Origin of the sequence: Dermacoccus sp. UBA1591, from assembly GCF_002322065.1 — a bacterium.
Classification (GTDB): Bacteria; Actinomycetota; Actinomycetes; order Actinomycetales; family Dermatophilaceae; genus Dermacoccus; species Dermacoccus nishinomiyaensis.
The window spans coordinates 1-13,607 of record NZ_DCNR01000015.1; the positions used below are offsets into that span (position 1 = coordinate 1).

The following is a 13,607-nucleotide window of genomic DNA, read 5'->3' on the forward strand; positions in this document are numbered from 1 at the left end:
GTGAACACCATGGTGTTCACGCCCTTCGTCATGTCCGCTCCGCCATCCCCCCGGAGCCCAGGCTCAACCCCAGTGCGGCGGACGCTGATCGAGGTACCACTGATCCTGAGCGCTGCGCGGCCCCGGCGCGTCGTCGTCACGGCTCCACCAGCGCAACCAGTCGGCGTCAGGCGTGGCCGACGCGGGCGCCGCGGCGCCGTCAGCGGCGACCTCACCGTCGCGGCTCGTGGCAACCCGCGTCTGCCCGTCCACCGTGCGCGTCGCAGGCGCCGACGCCCGGCGCGGACGACGACGACGGGGCTCAGAATCGCTCATCGTTCTCCTCCGCGAGGAGGCGACCCACGAGCGCGACGATGCGGGAGCTATCGCGGGCCGGAGCGCGGAACAGGTCGACGGTCCACACGCGATCATGGTGCCAGCCGAGCCGCTCCAGCGCCTCGGGGCGCAGCCGATCGCGTTCGCGGACACTGCCCATCGCGGCGTAGGCATCACCGTCGCTCTCGACGGCGAGCAGCATGCGGCCGGGCTCCCTCGGATGCTCGACGGCCAGGTCGACGCGCATCCGCGAGTGTCCGTACCCGGTGTGCACGACGAGGCCCTCGGCGCGCAGGCGCCGCGCGAGGTCCTCGACGACGTACGGCACGGGCACGATGACGGCGTCCGCGCCGACGCGGCGCAGCGCCACCGACCCCGACGACGACGTGCGGCGCCGTCGCCCGGCGACGACGGTGACGAGTTCGTCACCGTCGAGCTCCGGCTCGCCCGCGCCGGTGTCGAGGCGCTCATCGCACTCGGCGACGTAGAGCAGGAAGTCGCGCAGGAGCACCGCGCCGCGTGAGCGCAGCGCGGCCGGGTCGACCTCGTCGCCGGTGAACGCGGAGACGACGTCCATGCGTCGGCGCGCGCGGGAGATGGCGACGTTGAGGCGACGCTCACCGCCGACGTGGTTGAGCGCCCCGAACCGGCGCACGAGAGCGCCCGTGGGGTACGGCGCGATGCCGAGGGAGAGGATGACGGCGTCGCGCTCGTCGCCCTGGACGCGTTCGAGGTTCTTGACGAAGAACGGCGCCTCCGGGTGGGCGGCGAGGAACGCGGCGAGCTCGCTGTCGACACGTGCCTGCGCGGTGACGGCGCGTTCGAGGCGGCGAGCATGCGTGAGGCCGAGGGTGATGACGCCCAGCGACTCGTGCGGGCGCTGCGCGGCGTGCTGGCGCACGAGGTCGAGGACGGCCTCGACCTCGGCCTTGCCCTGATCCGGCGCCGCCTCGTCGGGGTACGGTTCGCGCACCTCGACGCGGTGAAGGCGCAGCACGTTCTCGACGTCGGCGCGCGGGAAGGTGATGAGTTCACCCTCGTAGACCGCTTCGTTTGAGAAGGCGATGAGACGCTCGTCGAGAGAGCGGTAGTGCCAGCGCAGGTGGCGCACGGGCAGCAGGCCGGCGAGCACGTCGAGCACGGATTCGCCCGTGTGCGCGGTGTCCTCCCCCGCCGAGGTGCGCTGGAAGAAGCTCGTCGGCGCGAGCTGCTGTGTGTCACCGGCGACGACGACCTGCACGCCACGCGAGATCGCCGAGATCGCCTCGGCGGGCGGGATCTGGCTCGCCTCGTCGAAGATGACGACGTCGAACCAGCGCCCCGGCGGCAGCGTCTGCGCGACGACGAGCGGGCTCATCGCCCAGCACGGCGCGAGCGCCGTCATGAGATCCGGCGCACCAGCGAAGGCCTGACGCAGCGCGTCGGCGCTGCCCGCGTGGTGACCGAAGACGAGAGCCGCCTCCATCGCCTCGACCTGCTCGGGCAGGTGCTGCGCGACGGCGTCGATGCGCCGGTAGGCGCGCTGACGCACGCGGTGCGGTGTCTCGTCGAGATGACGGCGATCAGCTGCTGCGTAGCGCTGCGCGGCGGCGCGCAGGTCGTTGCCGCGGTGCTCCTCGTACGCCGGATCCTGACGGCGCACGCGCTCGAGCACGCTCGTCCACCAGATGAACTCCCACTCGGCGGGCACGGCGTCCTCGTTCACGCCCCGCGCCGCGAAGTCGTCGACGACCGGTCCGAGGCCGAGAGCGCGCAGGCGGTCGATCTGCGAGCCGGAGCGCGCCGCGACCTCGATACGGTCGGCGTCGGCGGCGAGGGTCTGGAGGCGTGCGGCGAGCTCGTCGAGGTCGAGCGTCACGAGGTTCGTCGCACCGCGCGTGCCCTCGAGACGCTGCCCGAGCCAGTCGAGTTCGTCGGTCAGGCGCGTGTGCGCGGCGCGCACCTGCTCCGTCATCGGCGGCACGCAGGGGCGCCCCTGCCCGCCGAACTCACGCCAGCGCGCCTGCTCGTCGGCGGCGCGCTGCAGCATGGCGTGCAGATCCTCGGGCGGACGCCCGGGACGCAGCGTCGCGCGGGCCTCCTTGAGCAGCCGGCGACGCTCCATCGCGCCCACCTGGTGCTCGGCGCCCTTGCGCTCGGTACGCGGCGCGCTCGCGACGACGCCCGCGTCGAGGTCGAGCGCGAACACGTCGGAGGTGAACACGTCGAGGGTCTTCGTCACGTGGCTCATGAGGTCGAGCACGTCCGAGGCCTGCGTCATCGTCGTCGGCACGGGCAACCCTGCCGCGTCCGCGAGGGCCGCGAGCGACGCACGGTGGCGGGCCAGTTCGCCGCCGGCCTCATCGGCCGAGCCGTCGTCGCCCGAGCCTCCGCCAACCGAGCCGTCGTCAACCGAGCCGTCATCGCCGGCCAGTCGCAGCACGAGGTCTCGAGCGCGTTCGCTGTGCTCGCTACCGCGCACGCGCGCGCCGAACCAGGCGTCGGGTTCGCCCTCGCCCTTCCACGCGCGATCCTGCGCGAGTCCGAGCAGCGTGCGTCCGGTCTCGTCGCGCGCCTCGGTGTCGAGACGGTTGAGCGGCTCGCCCTCGAGACGCACGCGTGAGCGCGGCGGGTGCGGCAGGGCGTTGAGTTCGGCGATGCGGCTCTGCGCGTCGTGCGCGCTGACGCCGAACGGGTCGCGCACGCGGTGCAGGGCGCGCACGTGCTCGATCAGGGTGACGCGCTCGGATTCGAGTTCGTCGATGACGCGCGGGTCCGGCCCATCCGCGCTCGGACCGTCGCCGTGCGGTGAGCGCAAGGCGTCACCGACGTGCGGGGCACCCGCTGCGGGCGCGGTGACGAGGCGTCGCGCGAGGGTGTCGACGAGGTCGGCGGGCGTGCCGGAACCGGCGTGCGCGTCGAGCATGAGGTCGCCGAGGCCGAGCGCCGACAGCCGTCCGATGACGGCGTCGATCGCGGCGCGCTTCTCGGCGACGAACAGCGCGCTCTTGCCGTGCGCGGTCAGGGTGGCGACGAGATTTGCGATCGTCTGGCTCTTGCCGGTGCCGGGTGGGCCCATGAGGACGAGGTGCTGGCCACCCATGACGGCGTCGATCGCCGCCTGCTGCGCCGAGTCGGCGTCGAGGACGAGAAACTCCTCGCGCGGGTCGGCGTCGAGCCCAGCGGCGGGCGCCTCGGCGCCGACGTCGAAGATCGACGCCTCGTCACCGGCCATCGCGGCGACGACGGGATGCGTGTGCAGGCGCGGCGCCTGCTCTGCGACGTCGCGCACCATCGACAGCTTCGCGTAGCTGAACGTCGAGACGACGAGGCGCTCGTCGATGCGGAACCCCGGGATCGACGCGCCCGCGCGGCGCATCATCGCGTACGTCGGGGCCGGGTCGAACCCGTGCGGGCCGGCCGACGACGCCGTCACGTACTCGTGGTCGATGTTGATGCCGCGTGAGGCGAAGTAGGTGGACAGCGCCGAGTTGAGTTCGACGGTGCGCGAGACCTCGAGGACGAGATCGTCACCGCCGCGGCCACCGAAGTGGATGTCGCACTGGCGCAACAGGATCGGCGCGGCCGGCACCGCGTCACCGCTCATCTGCCACGTCGCGCGGCCGAGGGCGAGGAAACAGCTGAGGATGCCGCGCTCCTCGAGCAGTTCGCGTGACAGGTCACGGATCGCGAGCGCCTTCTCGTACGCCTCGGCGTACGCGTGCTCCGAGCGCACGATCTGCGACAGCAGCACGCTACGTCCCGACAGCAGCTTCGCGACGCCCGCCGGGTGCGCCGTCGTGAGGTCGAGCTCGACGGAGTCGTCGGTGCGCTGCCACAGCAGCGAGTTGCGCCCGCCGAGGTCGACGAGGTGACGCTGCCACACCGCGGCGGCGTCACGCACGGCCTGACGACGGTCCTCGTCTGCCGCGTTCATCGTCTCGTGCGCAGCGTTCACGTGTTCGTTCGTCACCACGGCAGGTTATCGGTGAAACCTGGCGTTCGTCGCCAGGCTCCCCGGCGCTCAGTAGTCGGAGCGGCGCAGGAACGCGTCGACGAACACTCCGGAGATCTGCTCGGGTGTCTTCGTCTGGTAGCTGAGGCCGTCGGTGGCCTTGGCGATGCGCTTGAGCGCGTCGGGGTCGGTACCCGTGCCGAGCGAGATCGTGACGATCTTGACGGGCTTGTCGGCCGAGTACTGCGACTTGAGGCGCGCGAGGAGCTGATCGAGCGAGAGGCCGCCGTTTGGGTCGTCGTTCGTGCCGTCGGTGAGGACGACGACGGAGTTGACGTAGTTCGGGTCGTAGGTGTCGGTGACGCTCTTGTACGCCGCCGCGATCGTGTCGTACAGCGCCGTGTCGCCGTTCTTCGCTGCGAGGCCCGGCAGCGTGTGCGCCTTCGCGATGAGGCCGTTTCGGTAGGTGTCGTCGAGGATCGGCTGCTCACCGTTCGTCAGCGGCAGGTAGTCGACGTGGTTCTTCTGCAGGTTGGAGCTGAACGCCCAGGCCCCGAGGCGCGTGGTCTTCGGCAGCACGTCGAGCGCCGCGATGGCGGTGCTCTCCATCAGCTCGATGCGGCTCTGGCCGCCGTCGATCTTCGTCTGCATCGACCCGGAGACGTCGATGAGGACGAGCATCCGCGCGTCCTTCTTGAGGTTCGTCCAGGCCGTGTCGGCGCTGACGGTCGTCGCCTGCGACGCAGGCGCCATCATCGGCAGCGAGGCCGGTAGGACGCTGCCGCCCGCCGGAGCGTCACTGCCGCCGTTGCGGAAGCCCTGCTCGCTGCGGTAGGTCTTCTCCGCGGGGCTGAGCAACTGCTGCTTCAGCGCATCGAGGGCAGCGCTGTCGGCCTGGGTGCCGCGCACCGGCGTCACCCACTGATACTCGAGTTGTTTCGCGCCGCCCGCCGGCACCATCGGCGTCAGCGGCTTGTCGGGGTGGGCCTTGTTGAACGCGAGCATCTGCTGCTCGCTCACCGGGTAGATGCGCGCGCGGTCGGCGCCCTGCAGCGCGTTGCCGTCCATCGTCGCGGCCGTCGTCAGCGACCGCGACAGGCGCAGCACCGCGCGCATGAGGTCGGAGCGCGCGTCGTTGGCGTTGGCCTGCTGATCTGCGGCGATGACGGCGAGCAGGCTCTCCGTCGCGACATCGGTGTCGATGAAACTGACGGGCAGCTTGTTGTCGAGCACGCTCAACCAGCTGTTCGGCTTCTTCGCCGCGCTGCGCAGGCTCGCGGGCACGCCCATGACGACGGGGCTCGTCGCGATCGTGTCGCCCGTCGTCACCCAGCCGCTGCCGAGCTTCTTCTCGATGAGCTGCGTCCACGCGGGCGAGTCGCTGATCCACACCTGCGGTTCGCTCGGCGAACTCGTGATGATCGACTGGTACGTGTCGCCCGGGTTCTGCGAGCTGACGCTGTACGACGCGCATACGTCACCGCGTGCCTCGACCTGATCCGCGGCGTGACGAACGGCGTCGGCGATCGCCGCGGGAGCCGCGACCTGCACGACCGACTGCGCCGAGCAGTTCGTACGCCCCTCGCCGTGCGCGGCGACCACCTTCGTCGCCCCCGCCCCCGTGACGGCGACGACGCCGGCCAGCCCCGCGAGCGCCATCACCCGACGACGGGTGGGGACGCTAGGCGTGGGCGTGTGATGTTCGGCCATGACGCCCCAATGTACCGGGGAGGTGGTGGCCGAGGCTGCCATCTTCAGCAGTTCGACGCCTGCTGCGCGCGCGTCGTTGCCTGCGAGCTCGAACCCGCCGCGCGGGGCTGCTGATCCCATCGGTCGAGCAGTACGCACCCTGTTGACGACACGACGTCAGGTCGAGACGCGTCGTCAGCACACAGTTCAGTGCACCGTGATCTGCGGCGCGAACAGTCGCATGACGTCGAGGGCGCGCTCGTGGTTCGTGACGTCCGAGCCGGCGCAGGCCGAGGCGACGACGTGGACGCGCGCCCCGGCGTCAGCGGCAGCGAGTGCTGTCGCGACGACGCAGCAGTCGGTGGAGACACCCGCGAGCACGAGCGTCGGGGTGTCGCCTGTGAGTCCGCGCACCTGCTCGCCCCACTTGCCGAACGTCGGTTCGTCGACATGGTGGGCGCCCGCCGCGATGTCGGCGATCTCGGGCACGAGGGCGTACATCTCGTCCTCGCCCGGGCGGGCCGCGAACGGCCACGCGGCGTAGTAATCCGCCCACGATCCTCGCGGCGGCAGCTGCGGCACGAAGCGCGTGACGATCGTGCGGCCGGTGTACCGCTCAGCCAATGCATGCATCGGCGTGAGCGCGGCGGAGAACATCGGCGAACCCCACTCGCTCGAGGACGAGGCGAACACGACCTGCGGGTCGATGATGACGAGCCACGCGTCGTCGGGAAGCACATCGGCAATCATGACGTCACCTTCCCGCGCCGGTCGTCCGAGCCCACAACGCCGTGTCCGGCGTCATCGTCGAGTTCCTGACGACGCACCCGCCCACGTCGCAGCAGCAGCGTCGCGACGAACGACAGCACGAGCGCGAGGAGCACGCCGATGTTGGAGTAGGCCCAGTCGCCGCTCCAACCGTCCGTCGTCTCGTGGCCGAGGCCGAGCGGGTCGAGCAGGTAGCCCTGCCAGTTGTTCCACGACGCGTCCGCGGCGAAGCTGTTGACGACGAGCCCCCACCCGATGACGGAGGCGACCGCGAGGACGGCCAGTGACGTCCAGTCGAACGCGCCGTAGCGCCCGCGGGCGTCGAACAGCGCAGCCTCGTCGTAGTCGCGGCGCCGCAGCGCGATGTCGGCGATCATGATGCCCGCCCACGACGCGAGGGGCACGCCGAGGGTGATGAGGAACGACTGGAACGGGCCGAGGAAGTCCTGCGCGAAGAACACGACCCAGATCGTGCCGAGCGTCAGGATCGCGCCGTCGACGAGCGCCGCCGCCGGTCGCGGGATGCGCACGCCGAGGCTGAGCAGCGTCAGGCCCGAGGAGTAGATGCCGAGAACCGCGCCCGACACGAGTGCGAGTACGGCCGCGACGAGGAACGGGATGAGGAACCACGTCGGCAGGATCGTCGCGAGCGTGCCGACGGGGTCGGCGGCGATGCCTTCCTCGAGCTTCGGATTCGATGCGGCGAGCAGCAGACCGTACGTCAGCAGCAGGACGGGCGCGACGGCGCCGCCGAACGTGTTCCAGAAGACGATCGCGCCGCCCGAGGCGTCACGGCGCTGGTAGCGCGACCAGTCGGCGGCGATGTTGATCCAGCCGAGGCCGAACCCCGTCATCACCATGACGAGCGCGCCCGTCACCGCCTGCCATGAACCGGCGGGGACGGCCGTCACCGCGCTCCAGTGCACCTCGTCGAGGGTGAGGGCGACGTAGGCGAGGGTGGCGAGCCCCGTCAGCCAGGTGAGGACGGACTGCAGCTTCATGATGATGTGGTAGCCCGCGACGGAGGCGAGCACGATCATCGCGGCGACGACGACGGCGGCGACTATCTTCGTGGCCGTGCCACCGCCCCAGCCGAGCCGGTCGAAGATCGTGGATGTCGCGAGCACCGCCATGATCGACAGGAACGTCTCCCACCCGATCGACGTCAGCCACGAGATGACGCCCGGCACCTTCTGGCCGCGGACACCGAACGCAGCGCGCGACAGCACCATCGTCGGCGCGCTGCCCCGCTTGCCGGCGACGGCGATGAGTCCGCACAGCAGGAACGACAGGGCGACGCCGACGACGCACACCGCGAGCGCCTGCGCGAAAGAGATGCCGAAGCCGAGGACGAACGAGGCGGTCGCCATGCCGAAGACGCTGACGTTGGCCGCGAACCATGGCCAGAACAGGTCGCGCGGGCGCGCCGTACGCTCCGATTCGTCGATGATCTCGATGCCCGTGGTCTCGACGGAGAGGCGACGGGATGCGGCCGCAGTGGCGGCCTGCCGCGACGCTGCGGCGTCAGCTGGTGTGCTCATGCGCTCATCGTGGCAGGCGGACGACGCGCGTGGGGCGTTTCGACCAGCCCTTTTGGTCACCATGACATGACGTGTGCTCGGCCTGGCGCTCGCGCGGCGGGTCGACGGGATGGTCTGGCACGCAAGGCCGCCGGCGCTGCGACTGCTGACCGGCGAGGACGATCGTGGTTGTGGCGGGCGCTTGCGCCGACCTCGCTGAGGCGATCGAAAACGACGCGTCGGCCGAGCCCGCGCCCTCAGCCGAGCTCGTCGAGCACACCCGGCTGTCGAGCGACGACGACGAGTGCCGCGGCGAGAGCGGAGCGTTCGTCAGGGGCGACGAGGTCGGCCAGGGCTGCGGCGTCGGTGGGTAACCCCGCCAGCCGGGCGCCCTTGACCGTCAGCGTGTCGGCGAAGGGTTCTCTCAGGTGCCACGTCGACTGCACCTCGCGCACGACGATGCCCGCGCCCGTCGGGCCGATGCCGTCGAACTCCTGCAGCAGCTTCACGATCCGTTTCGGGTCAGCGCCCGCTTCGTCGCGCAGACGCCGCAGGTCGTCGTCCCATCGCTCGCGGATCGTCTCGGCGTTCTTGCCGAGACGCGTCGACGTCGAGAAGTCGTAGCGCCGATAGCCGCCGCGGCCGAGGGCGTCGACGCGTTGCTGCCACGACGTCGCACGGGTGCCCGACGGTGTCGTGCAACCGATCGCGAACAGCTCGCGCGCGCTCGCGAGGGCCGCCTCGGCGCGGATGCGAGCCGACAGCAACTGTGCGACGACGAGCAGCTGCCACAGCGCCGCGGGTTCGTCGACGAGTCTCACACCGGCGCGTTCGGCGAACGTCTCACCGTGCGCGGCAACGAGTTTCGCGGCCAGGGCCCGGGCGTCAGTCACCGCAGGGTGGCGAGTGCCATGGGCAGGCGGGGCGGGATCTCACCGGCGAGGAAGCCGACGCGCCCGTGTTCGGCCGCGAGCACATCCCCGGCCGCAGCATGGACGTGCTTGCCCCACACGAGGCCCTGCGCGAGCCCGACGCGCAGTGCCGCCTGCCCGGACAGCATCGCCGCGCCAGGCGTCGAGCGATCGCCGCCGATGACGAGGCGCTGGCCGCGGCTGTACTTCGTGCCGGTCGGCTCGGGCAGCGGCCAGCTGCGCAGCAGATTGGGCGTCACCGTCGTCGGCGACATGGCGTCACCGCCGCGTGCGACATCGGGGATCTCGGGGCGCTCGATGCTCATGCTGGCGTCTCATTCTCGCCGGCGTTCGACGCGCTGTCGTCGGACTCGCGCTTCTCGTCGCGCTGCGCCGAACCATGTGCGTCGATGTCGTCGGCCGCGCCCGGTTGATCGGTGACGGCGATGCCCGCGTCGCGCAAGTGTTCGTCGAGGTTGTAGTCGAGCAGGCGCCAGCCGGTCGGCGATTCGTCGTCGCTGACGAGGCGGCAGATCGCTGCGTTGCGCATTCCGTTCGTGCGGGCGCGCTCCATGACGGCGTCCTCGTCCATGCCCTCGGCGACGTAGCAGAACATGAGGTTGACGACGTCGTGCGCCGTGACGAGCACCGTCTTGCCCGCGGCGCGCAGACGCAGATCGGCCATGACGGCGCGGACGCGGCCGGCGACGTCGGCCCAGGATTCGCCGCCGGAGGGGCGGTAGTAGAACTTGCCGATCCATTCGCGACGCTTCGCCTCCTCGGGGTAGGCGTCGCGGATGCCGCGCCCGGTGAGCATGTCGGTGACACCCATGTCGCGGTCGCGCAGACGCTCGTCGACGAGGACGGGCAGTTCGAGCGACGCCTTGTCGAGCGCGATCTGGCCCGTCTGACGCGCGCGTCGATACGGGCTCGTCCACGTGACGTCCGGCTGATCGTCGGCGGGCTGTTTCGCGAGCCACGTGCCGACGGCGGCGGCTTGTCGGCGGCCGAGTTCGCTCAGTTCGATGTCGGGGTCGCGCACGGGCACGTCGATGCGCTCGAGGTCATCGCGCAGCGCCGCCTCCGCTGCCACGTTGCCCTCCGACTCGCCATGACGCACGAGAACGAGAGTTACCTGATCCACACCGTTGACGCTATGCCCTGCCATCGACGACGCGCCACTCCCCCGCGCCACCCGTGGGCACGCGCGTCAGTGCACGAGACCGTCGGTCCCGACGAGGGGGTTGGCGCTCGTCGGCACGCGTTCGGCCTCCGGGATCGCGCCGGGCGCGGTGCCGTCACCGAACGGGGTGCCGCCGAGACGCGCTCGATCGTGCGGTTCGGCCCAGACGCTCAGGTCGGGACCGCCGGGGATGATGCCCTTGGGGTTGAGGTCGCGGTGCACGAGGTAGTAGTGCTGCTTGATCTGGGTGAAGTCGATCGTGTCGCCGAATCCGGGCGTCGTGAACAGGTCGCGCGCGTAACCCCAGAGGTTCGGCATCTCGGTGAGCTTGCGGCGATTGCACTTGAAGTGACCGTGGTAGACAGCGTCGAATCGCGCGAGCGTCGTGAACAGGCGCACGTCGGATTCGGTGATCGCGTCGCCGACGAGGTAGCGGCGCGTTGCGAGACGCTCCTCGAGCCAGTCGAGGGCGGTGAACAGCCGCTCATAGGCGGTGTCGTAGGCCAGCTGATCCCCCGCGAAGCCGCAACGATAGACGCCGTTGTTCACCTCGGTGTAGACGCGCTGGTTGACGGCGTCCATCTCCTCGCGCAGTCCCTGCGGCCACAGGTCGGGGGCGCCGGCGCGGTGGTGGCGCGTCCACTGCGTCGCGAAGTCCTCGGTGATCTGTGCGAAGTCGTTGGTCACGACCTCGCCGCTGCGCTCGTCGACCATCGCCGGCACCGTGATGCCCCTCGGATAGCCGGGTAAGCGCGCCTCATAGGCATCCTTGAGGCGCGGGATGCGTAGGACGGGGTCGAGCCCGCCGGGGTCGAGGTCGAACGTCCACGAGTTCTCGTCGTGCGTCGGGCCGCACAACCCCATCGAGATGACGTCCTCGAGCCCGAGCAGGCGCCGGACGATGATGGCGCGGTTCGCCCACGGGCACGCGCGGGCGGCGACGAGACGGTAGCGCCCCGGCTCCACGGGCCACCGCGCGTCGGGATCGTCGAGGATGCGGTCCTCGATGTACTGCGTGTCGCGGGTGTACGCCTTGCCCTCGCCAGCCATGTCGATCTCCCAGGTCGTCAAATCTCGAACCGCCGTCAACCCGGGCGGTCATGGCGCCGAGTGGTGCGACGCCTCGTCCAGTATGCGCCGGGGCACGGAGGTGCGGGCGTCACGCCAGGCACGCCGGGGCGCGTCGTGGCGTTCACACGCGCGTCGAGGTCGCACCCGGCCTCGACGCGCAGGCGGGGCCATCCTCATACCTCTGCTCGCGTGAACGCGACGCTTCGTGACGCTCGGCTGACGATGGCAGGCCTTGCTACCGTCGTGTCATGGAGCGCATCGAATTCTTCTATGACCCGTGTTGTCCGTTCTGCTGGATCACGAGCCGGTTCCTTCTCGAGGTGAGCGCGGAGCGTGACGTCGACGTCACGTGGCGTCCGTTCAGCTTGGCGATGAAGAACAACGAGCTCGCCGGAGACGATGATGCCGTCAACGAGCACGGCGAGATGCACCGTTCGTCGCATCGCGTGTTGCGCGTCATCACGAAGGCGGCGGACCAGCACGGTGCGAGTGTCATCGACCTGTACTCGGCGTTTGGCCGACGCTTCCACCTCGACCACGAGAAGTACGACGACATGATGATCGCCGACGTTCTCGCCGCCGCCGGGCTGCCGGCGGAGCTGGCGAAGGCGGCTGACGACACGTCGCTCGACGAGGGTCTGCAGGCGTCGATCGACTCCGCTGTCGAGGCGGTCGGTGATGACACGGGCGTGCCGACGATCGTCTTCGTCTCCGATGACGGTCAGCGCCGCGGCTTCTACGGCCCCGTGCTGCAGGAACTGCCGAACAAGGACGACGCGCTGTGCCTGTGGGATTCGCTCGTCGGCCTCGTCAGCGTCTCGGCGTTCTACGAACTCAAGCGCACCCGCCCAGAGGGCATGCCCGACACGGCGAGCACGAAGGGTCTCTGACGGCCTGAGCCCTGCGGCCCGCCCCACTTGCGCGTCACGTCGCGCAAGCGGGGAGGCGACAGCACCCTTTGCGCCCAAATGCACCCGGGTGCATTTGGGCGCAAGGTGTGTGTTTACTCGCGTGCACGCCTCACCGCCCGGGCGAGGTGCTGTCTGGCCGATTGCGGGGCGCTTGGCCATTCTGCAGTCACCGGAAAGTGCGGTCATTCTCCTCTGTGCGTGTCCCGACTAGATGGGCGCGCCCTGGAGACGTCCGCCCATCTCGGCCGCGCGTCAGAGATGAACTGGACACACCACGGCCGGCCCGCCTGCATTGCAGGTCAGGGCCGGTCTTCGCGTCGCGGCGGCCACTCCGGCGTCCACGGCCCACTGTGAAAGGCACTTATGCGCTCTCAGACACCGCTGCCCTCGAGCGTGACGTCGAGCGCTCGGGCCAGCAAGGTGAGCGCTACGTCTTGAATGGGCTCCTGCTGGGCGCTGGCGGTGGCGATCAGCGCGCGGTACAGAGCGTCGGGAACGTCCTCGATGATCAGGCTCTGCGCGTCGGGGTCGGTCTTGGTCCCCGTCTGGGTTCCGTTCATCGAATACAGGACATATTCGACGACCTGTGGCCCTACACCGAGTTCTTTGGCTGCGGCAGCGGCAAGTTCGAGGTACTGGTCATACTGCGTGCTCGTCCAACCCCAGGAGTCCCAGCCGAGGCTGCGGGCAACACGGGCATCCAGGATCAGGGGTCGCTTGCCGCCGACGCCCTCGCGCCCGTAGCCGGAGAAGTAGAGCCACTTCGTGAAGAAGGCCGGGCCGAAGTACTTGATGTGGTTCGTACCGCCCGGCTGCAGGCTGGCGTAAACGGCCTTCGGGTCTTCGCCCGCGCGAATGGCCCGATGCGCGGCCAAAAGCTTGGCGGCCACGTCGGGAGAGTGCAGAGGACGACGGCACCGATAGCCGGTGATGCCCTGCCAGCCGGCTCCCCAGCCGCACATGAGCACGTACAGATCGAGGGCGTCAGCCTCGGTGTCCACGTTCTCGGCTCGTTTGAAGATGTCGCTGCGGGTGACGGGGTGTTTCTTACCATCACCAGGCACCGCATCGGCGAGTATGGCCGGCATGTCGAGCCCTTGTGGCCAGGACTTCCGCCAGGTGCCGGGATAGAAGTATTCCTCCTGGGCCTCGACCTTCGCATCCGTGGCGAGGTCGCCGTGGGCCTTGATGAGCGATACGAGCGCGGCCGATGTGGTGATCAGGTTCGGAGGATAGGTGACGCAGAGGGGCGCCGCGGCGAATTCGCGGGCCCGAGCATTCTGCCGAATGCGAGCGAAATGGCTG

General features: G+C 70.1%; 11 protein-coding genes. 1 reads left to right on the forward strand and 10 read right to left on the reverse strand.

What is annotated here, in order from left to right; translation table 11 throughout:
- Window positions 1-63 precede the first annotated feature (63 nt).
- The 9 genes from B2284_RS01475 to B2284_RS01515 all read right to left on the reverse strand — a co-directional run bounded on the left by B2284_RS01475 (window position 64) and on the right by B2284_RS01515 (window position 11,370).
- Entirely contained in the window at window positions 64-315 is a 252-nt protein-coding gene (locus tag B2284_RS01475) for a hypothetical protein (protein WP_208065274.1), read from the reverse strand.
- The gene (locus B2284_RS01480) at window positions 302-4,267 is read right to left on the reverse strand and encodes an AAA domain-containing protein (protein ID WP_286697097.1); all 3,966 of its coding nucleotides are present in this window, start codon (window positions 4,265-4,267) and stop codon (window positions 302-304) included. The genes B2284_RS01475 and B2284_RS01480 overlap by 14 nt, the downstream gene beginning before the upstream one ends.
- A 51-nt stretch (window positions 4,268-4,318) precedes the next feature.
- Window positions 4,319-6,079 carry a VWA domain-containing protein gene (locus B2284_RS01485; RefSeq protein ID WP_286697098.1) on the reverse strand — a complete coding sequence of 587 codons (1,761 nt, stop codon included), beginning with the start codon at window positions 6,077-6,079 and terminating at the stop codon, window positions 4,319-4,321.
- A 66-nt stretch (window positions 6,080-6,145) separates the two neighbouring features.
- The gene (locus B2284_RS01490) at window positions 6,146-6,688 is read right to left on the reverse strand and encodes an isochorismatase family protein (protein WP_074040821.1); all 543 of its coding nucleotides are present in this window, start codon (window positions 6,686-6,688) and stop codon (window positions 6,146-6,148) included.
- On the reverse strand, window positions 6,685-8,247 hold the full coding sequence (locus B2284_RS01495) for a purine-cytosine permease family protein (RefSeq protein ID WP_144708438.1): 1,563 nt from the start codon (window positions 8,245-8,247) through the stop codon (window positions 6,685-6,687). Before B2284_RS01495 ends, B2284_RS01490 begins: the two co-directional genes overlap by 4 nt.
- 236 nt (window positions 8,248-8,483) lie before the next feature.
- Entirely contained in the window at window positions 8,484-9,119 is a 636-nt protein-coding gene (locus B2284_RS01500; protein ID WP_136788835.1) for an endonuclease, read from the reverse strand.
- Entirely contained in the window at window positions 9,116-9,463 is a 348-nt protein-coding gene (locus tag B2284_RS14410) for a hypothetical protein (protein WP_062257301.1), read from the reverse strand. Before B2284_RS14410 ends, B2284_RS01500 begins: the two co-directional genes overlap by 4 nt.
- On the reverse strand, window positions 9,460-10,281 hold the full coding sequence (locus B2284_RS01510) for a histidine phosphatase family protein (RefSeq protein ID WP_074046473.1): 822 nt from the start codon (window positions 10,279-10,281) through the stop codon (window positions 9,460-9,462). The genes B2284_RS14410 and B2284_RS01510 overlap by 4 nt, the downstream gene beginning before the upstream one ends.
- A 66-nt stretch (window positions 10,282-10,347) precedes the next feature.
- The gene (locus B2284_RS01515) at window positions 10,348-11,370 is read right to left on the reverse strand and encodes a glutathione S-transferase family protein (RefSeq protein ID WP_136788834.1); all 1,023 of its coding nucleotides are present in this window, start codon (window positions 11,368-11,370) and stop codon (window positions 10,348-10,350) included.
- 269 nt (window positions 11,371-11,639) lie between these two features.
- Between B2284_RS01515 and B2284_RS01520 the strand changes: the two genes are divergently transcribed.
- The gene (locus B2284_RS01520; RefSeq protein ID WP_074046472.1) at window positions 11,640-12,281 is read left to right on the forward strand and encodes a DsbA family oxidoreductase; all 642 of its coding nucleotides are present in this window, start codon (window positions 11,640-11,642) and stop codon (window positions 12,279-12,281) included.
- Between the two features lie 392 nt (window positions 12,282-12,673).
- Here the strand turns inward: B2284_RS01520 and B2284_RS01525 are convergent.
- Window positions 12,674-13,607: 8-oxoguanine DNA glycosylase OGG fold protein (locus B2284_RS01525; protein WP_286697099.1), on the reverse strand; the 934-nt coding region annotated here is incomplete at its 5' end.

Bases quoted from the DNA above. Each gene is read 5' to 3' on its own strand.
- B2284_RS01475 (WP_208065274.1), bottom strand. From the start codon at position 315: ATGAGCGATTCTGAGCCCCGTCGTCGTCGTCCGCGCCGGGCGTCGGCG.
- B2284_RS01485 (WP_286697098.1), bottom strand. From the start codon at position 6,079: ATGGGATCAGCAGCCCCGCGCGGCGGGTTCGAGCTCGCAGGCAACGAC.
- B2284_RS01490 (WP_074040821.1), bottom strand. From the start codon at position 6,688: ATGATTGCCGATGTGCTTCCCGACGACGCGTGGCTCGTCATCATCGAC.
- B2284_RS01495 (WP_144708438.1), bottom strand. From the start codon at position 8,247: ATGAGCACACCAGCTGACGCCGCAGCGTCGCGGCAGGCCGCCACTGCG.
- B2284_RS14410 (WP_062257301.1), bottom strand. From the start codon at position 9,463: ATGAGCATCGAGCGCCCCGAGATCCCCGATGTCGCACGCGGCGGTGAC.
- B2284_RS01515 (WP_136788834.1), bottom strand. From the start codon at position 11,370: ATGGCTGGCGAGGGCAAGGCGTACACCCGCGACACGCAGTACATCGAG.
- B2284_RS01520 (WP_074046472.1), top strand. From the start codon at position 11,640: ATGGAGCGCATCGAATTCTTCTATGACCCGTGTTGTCCGTTCTGCTGG.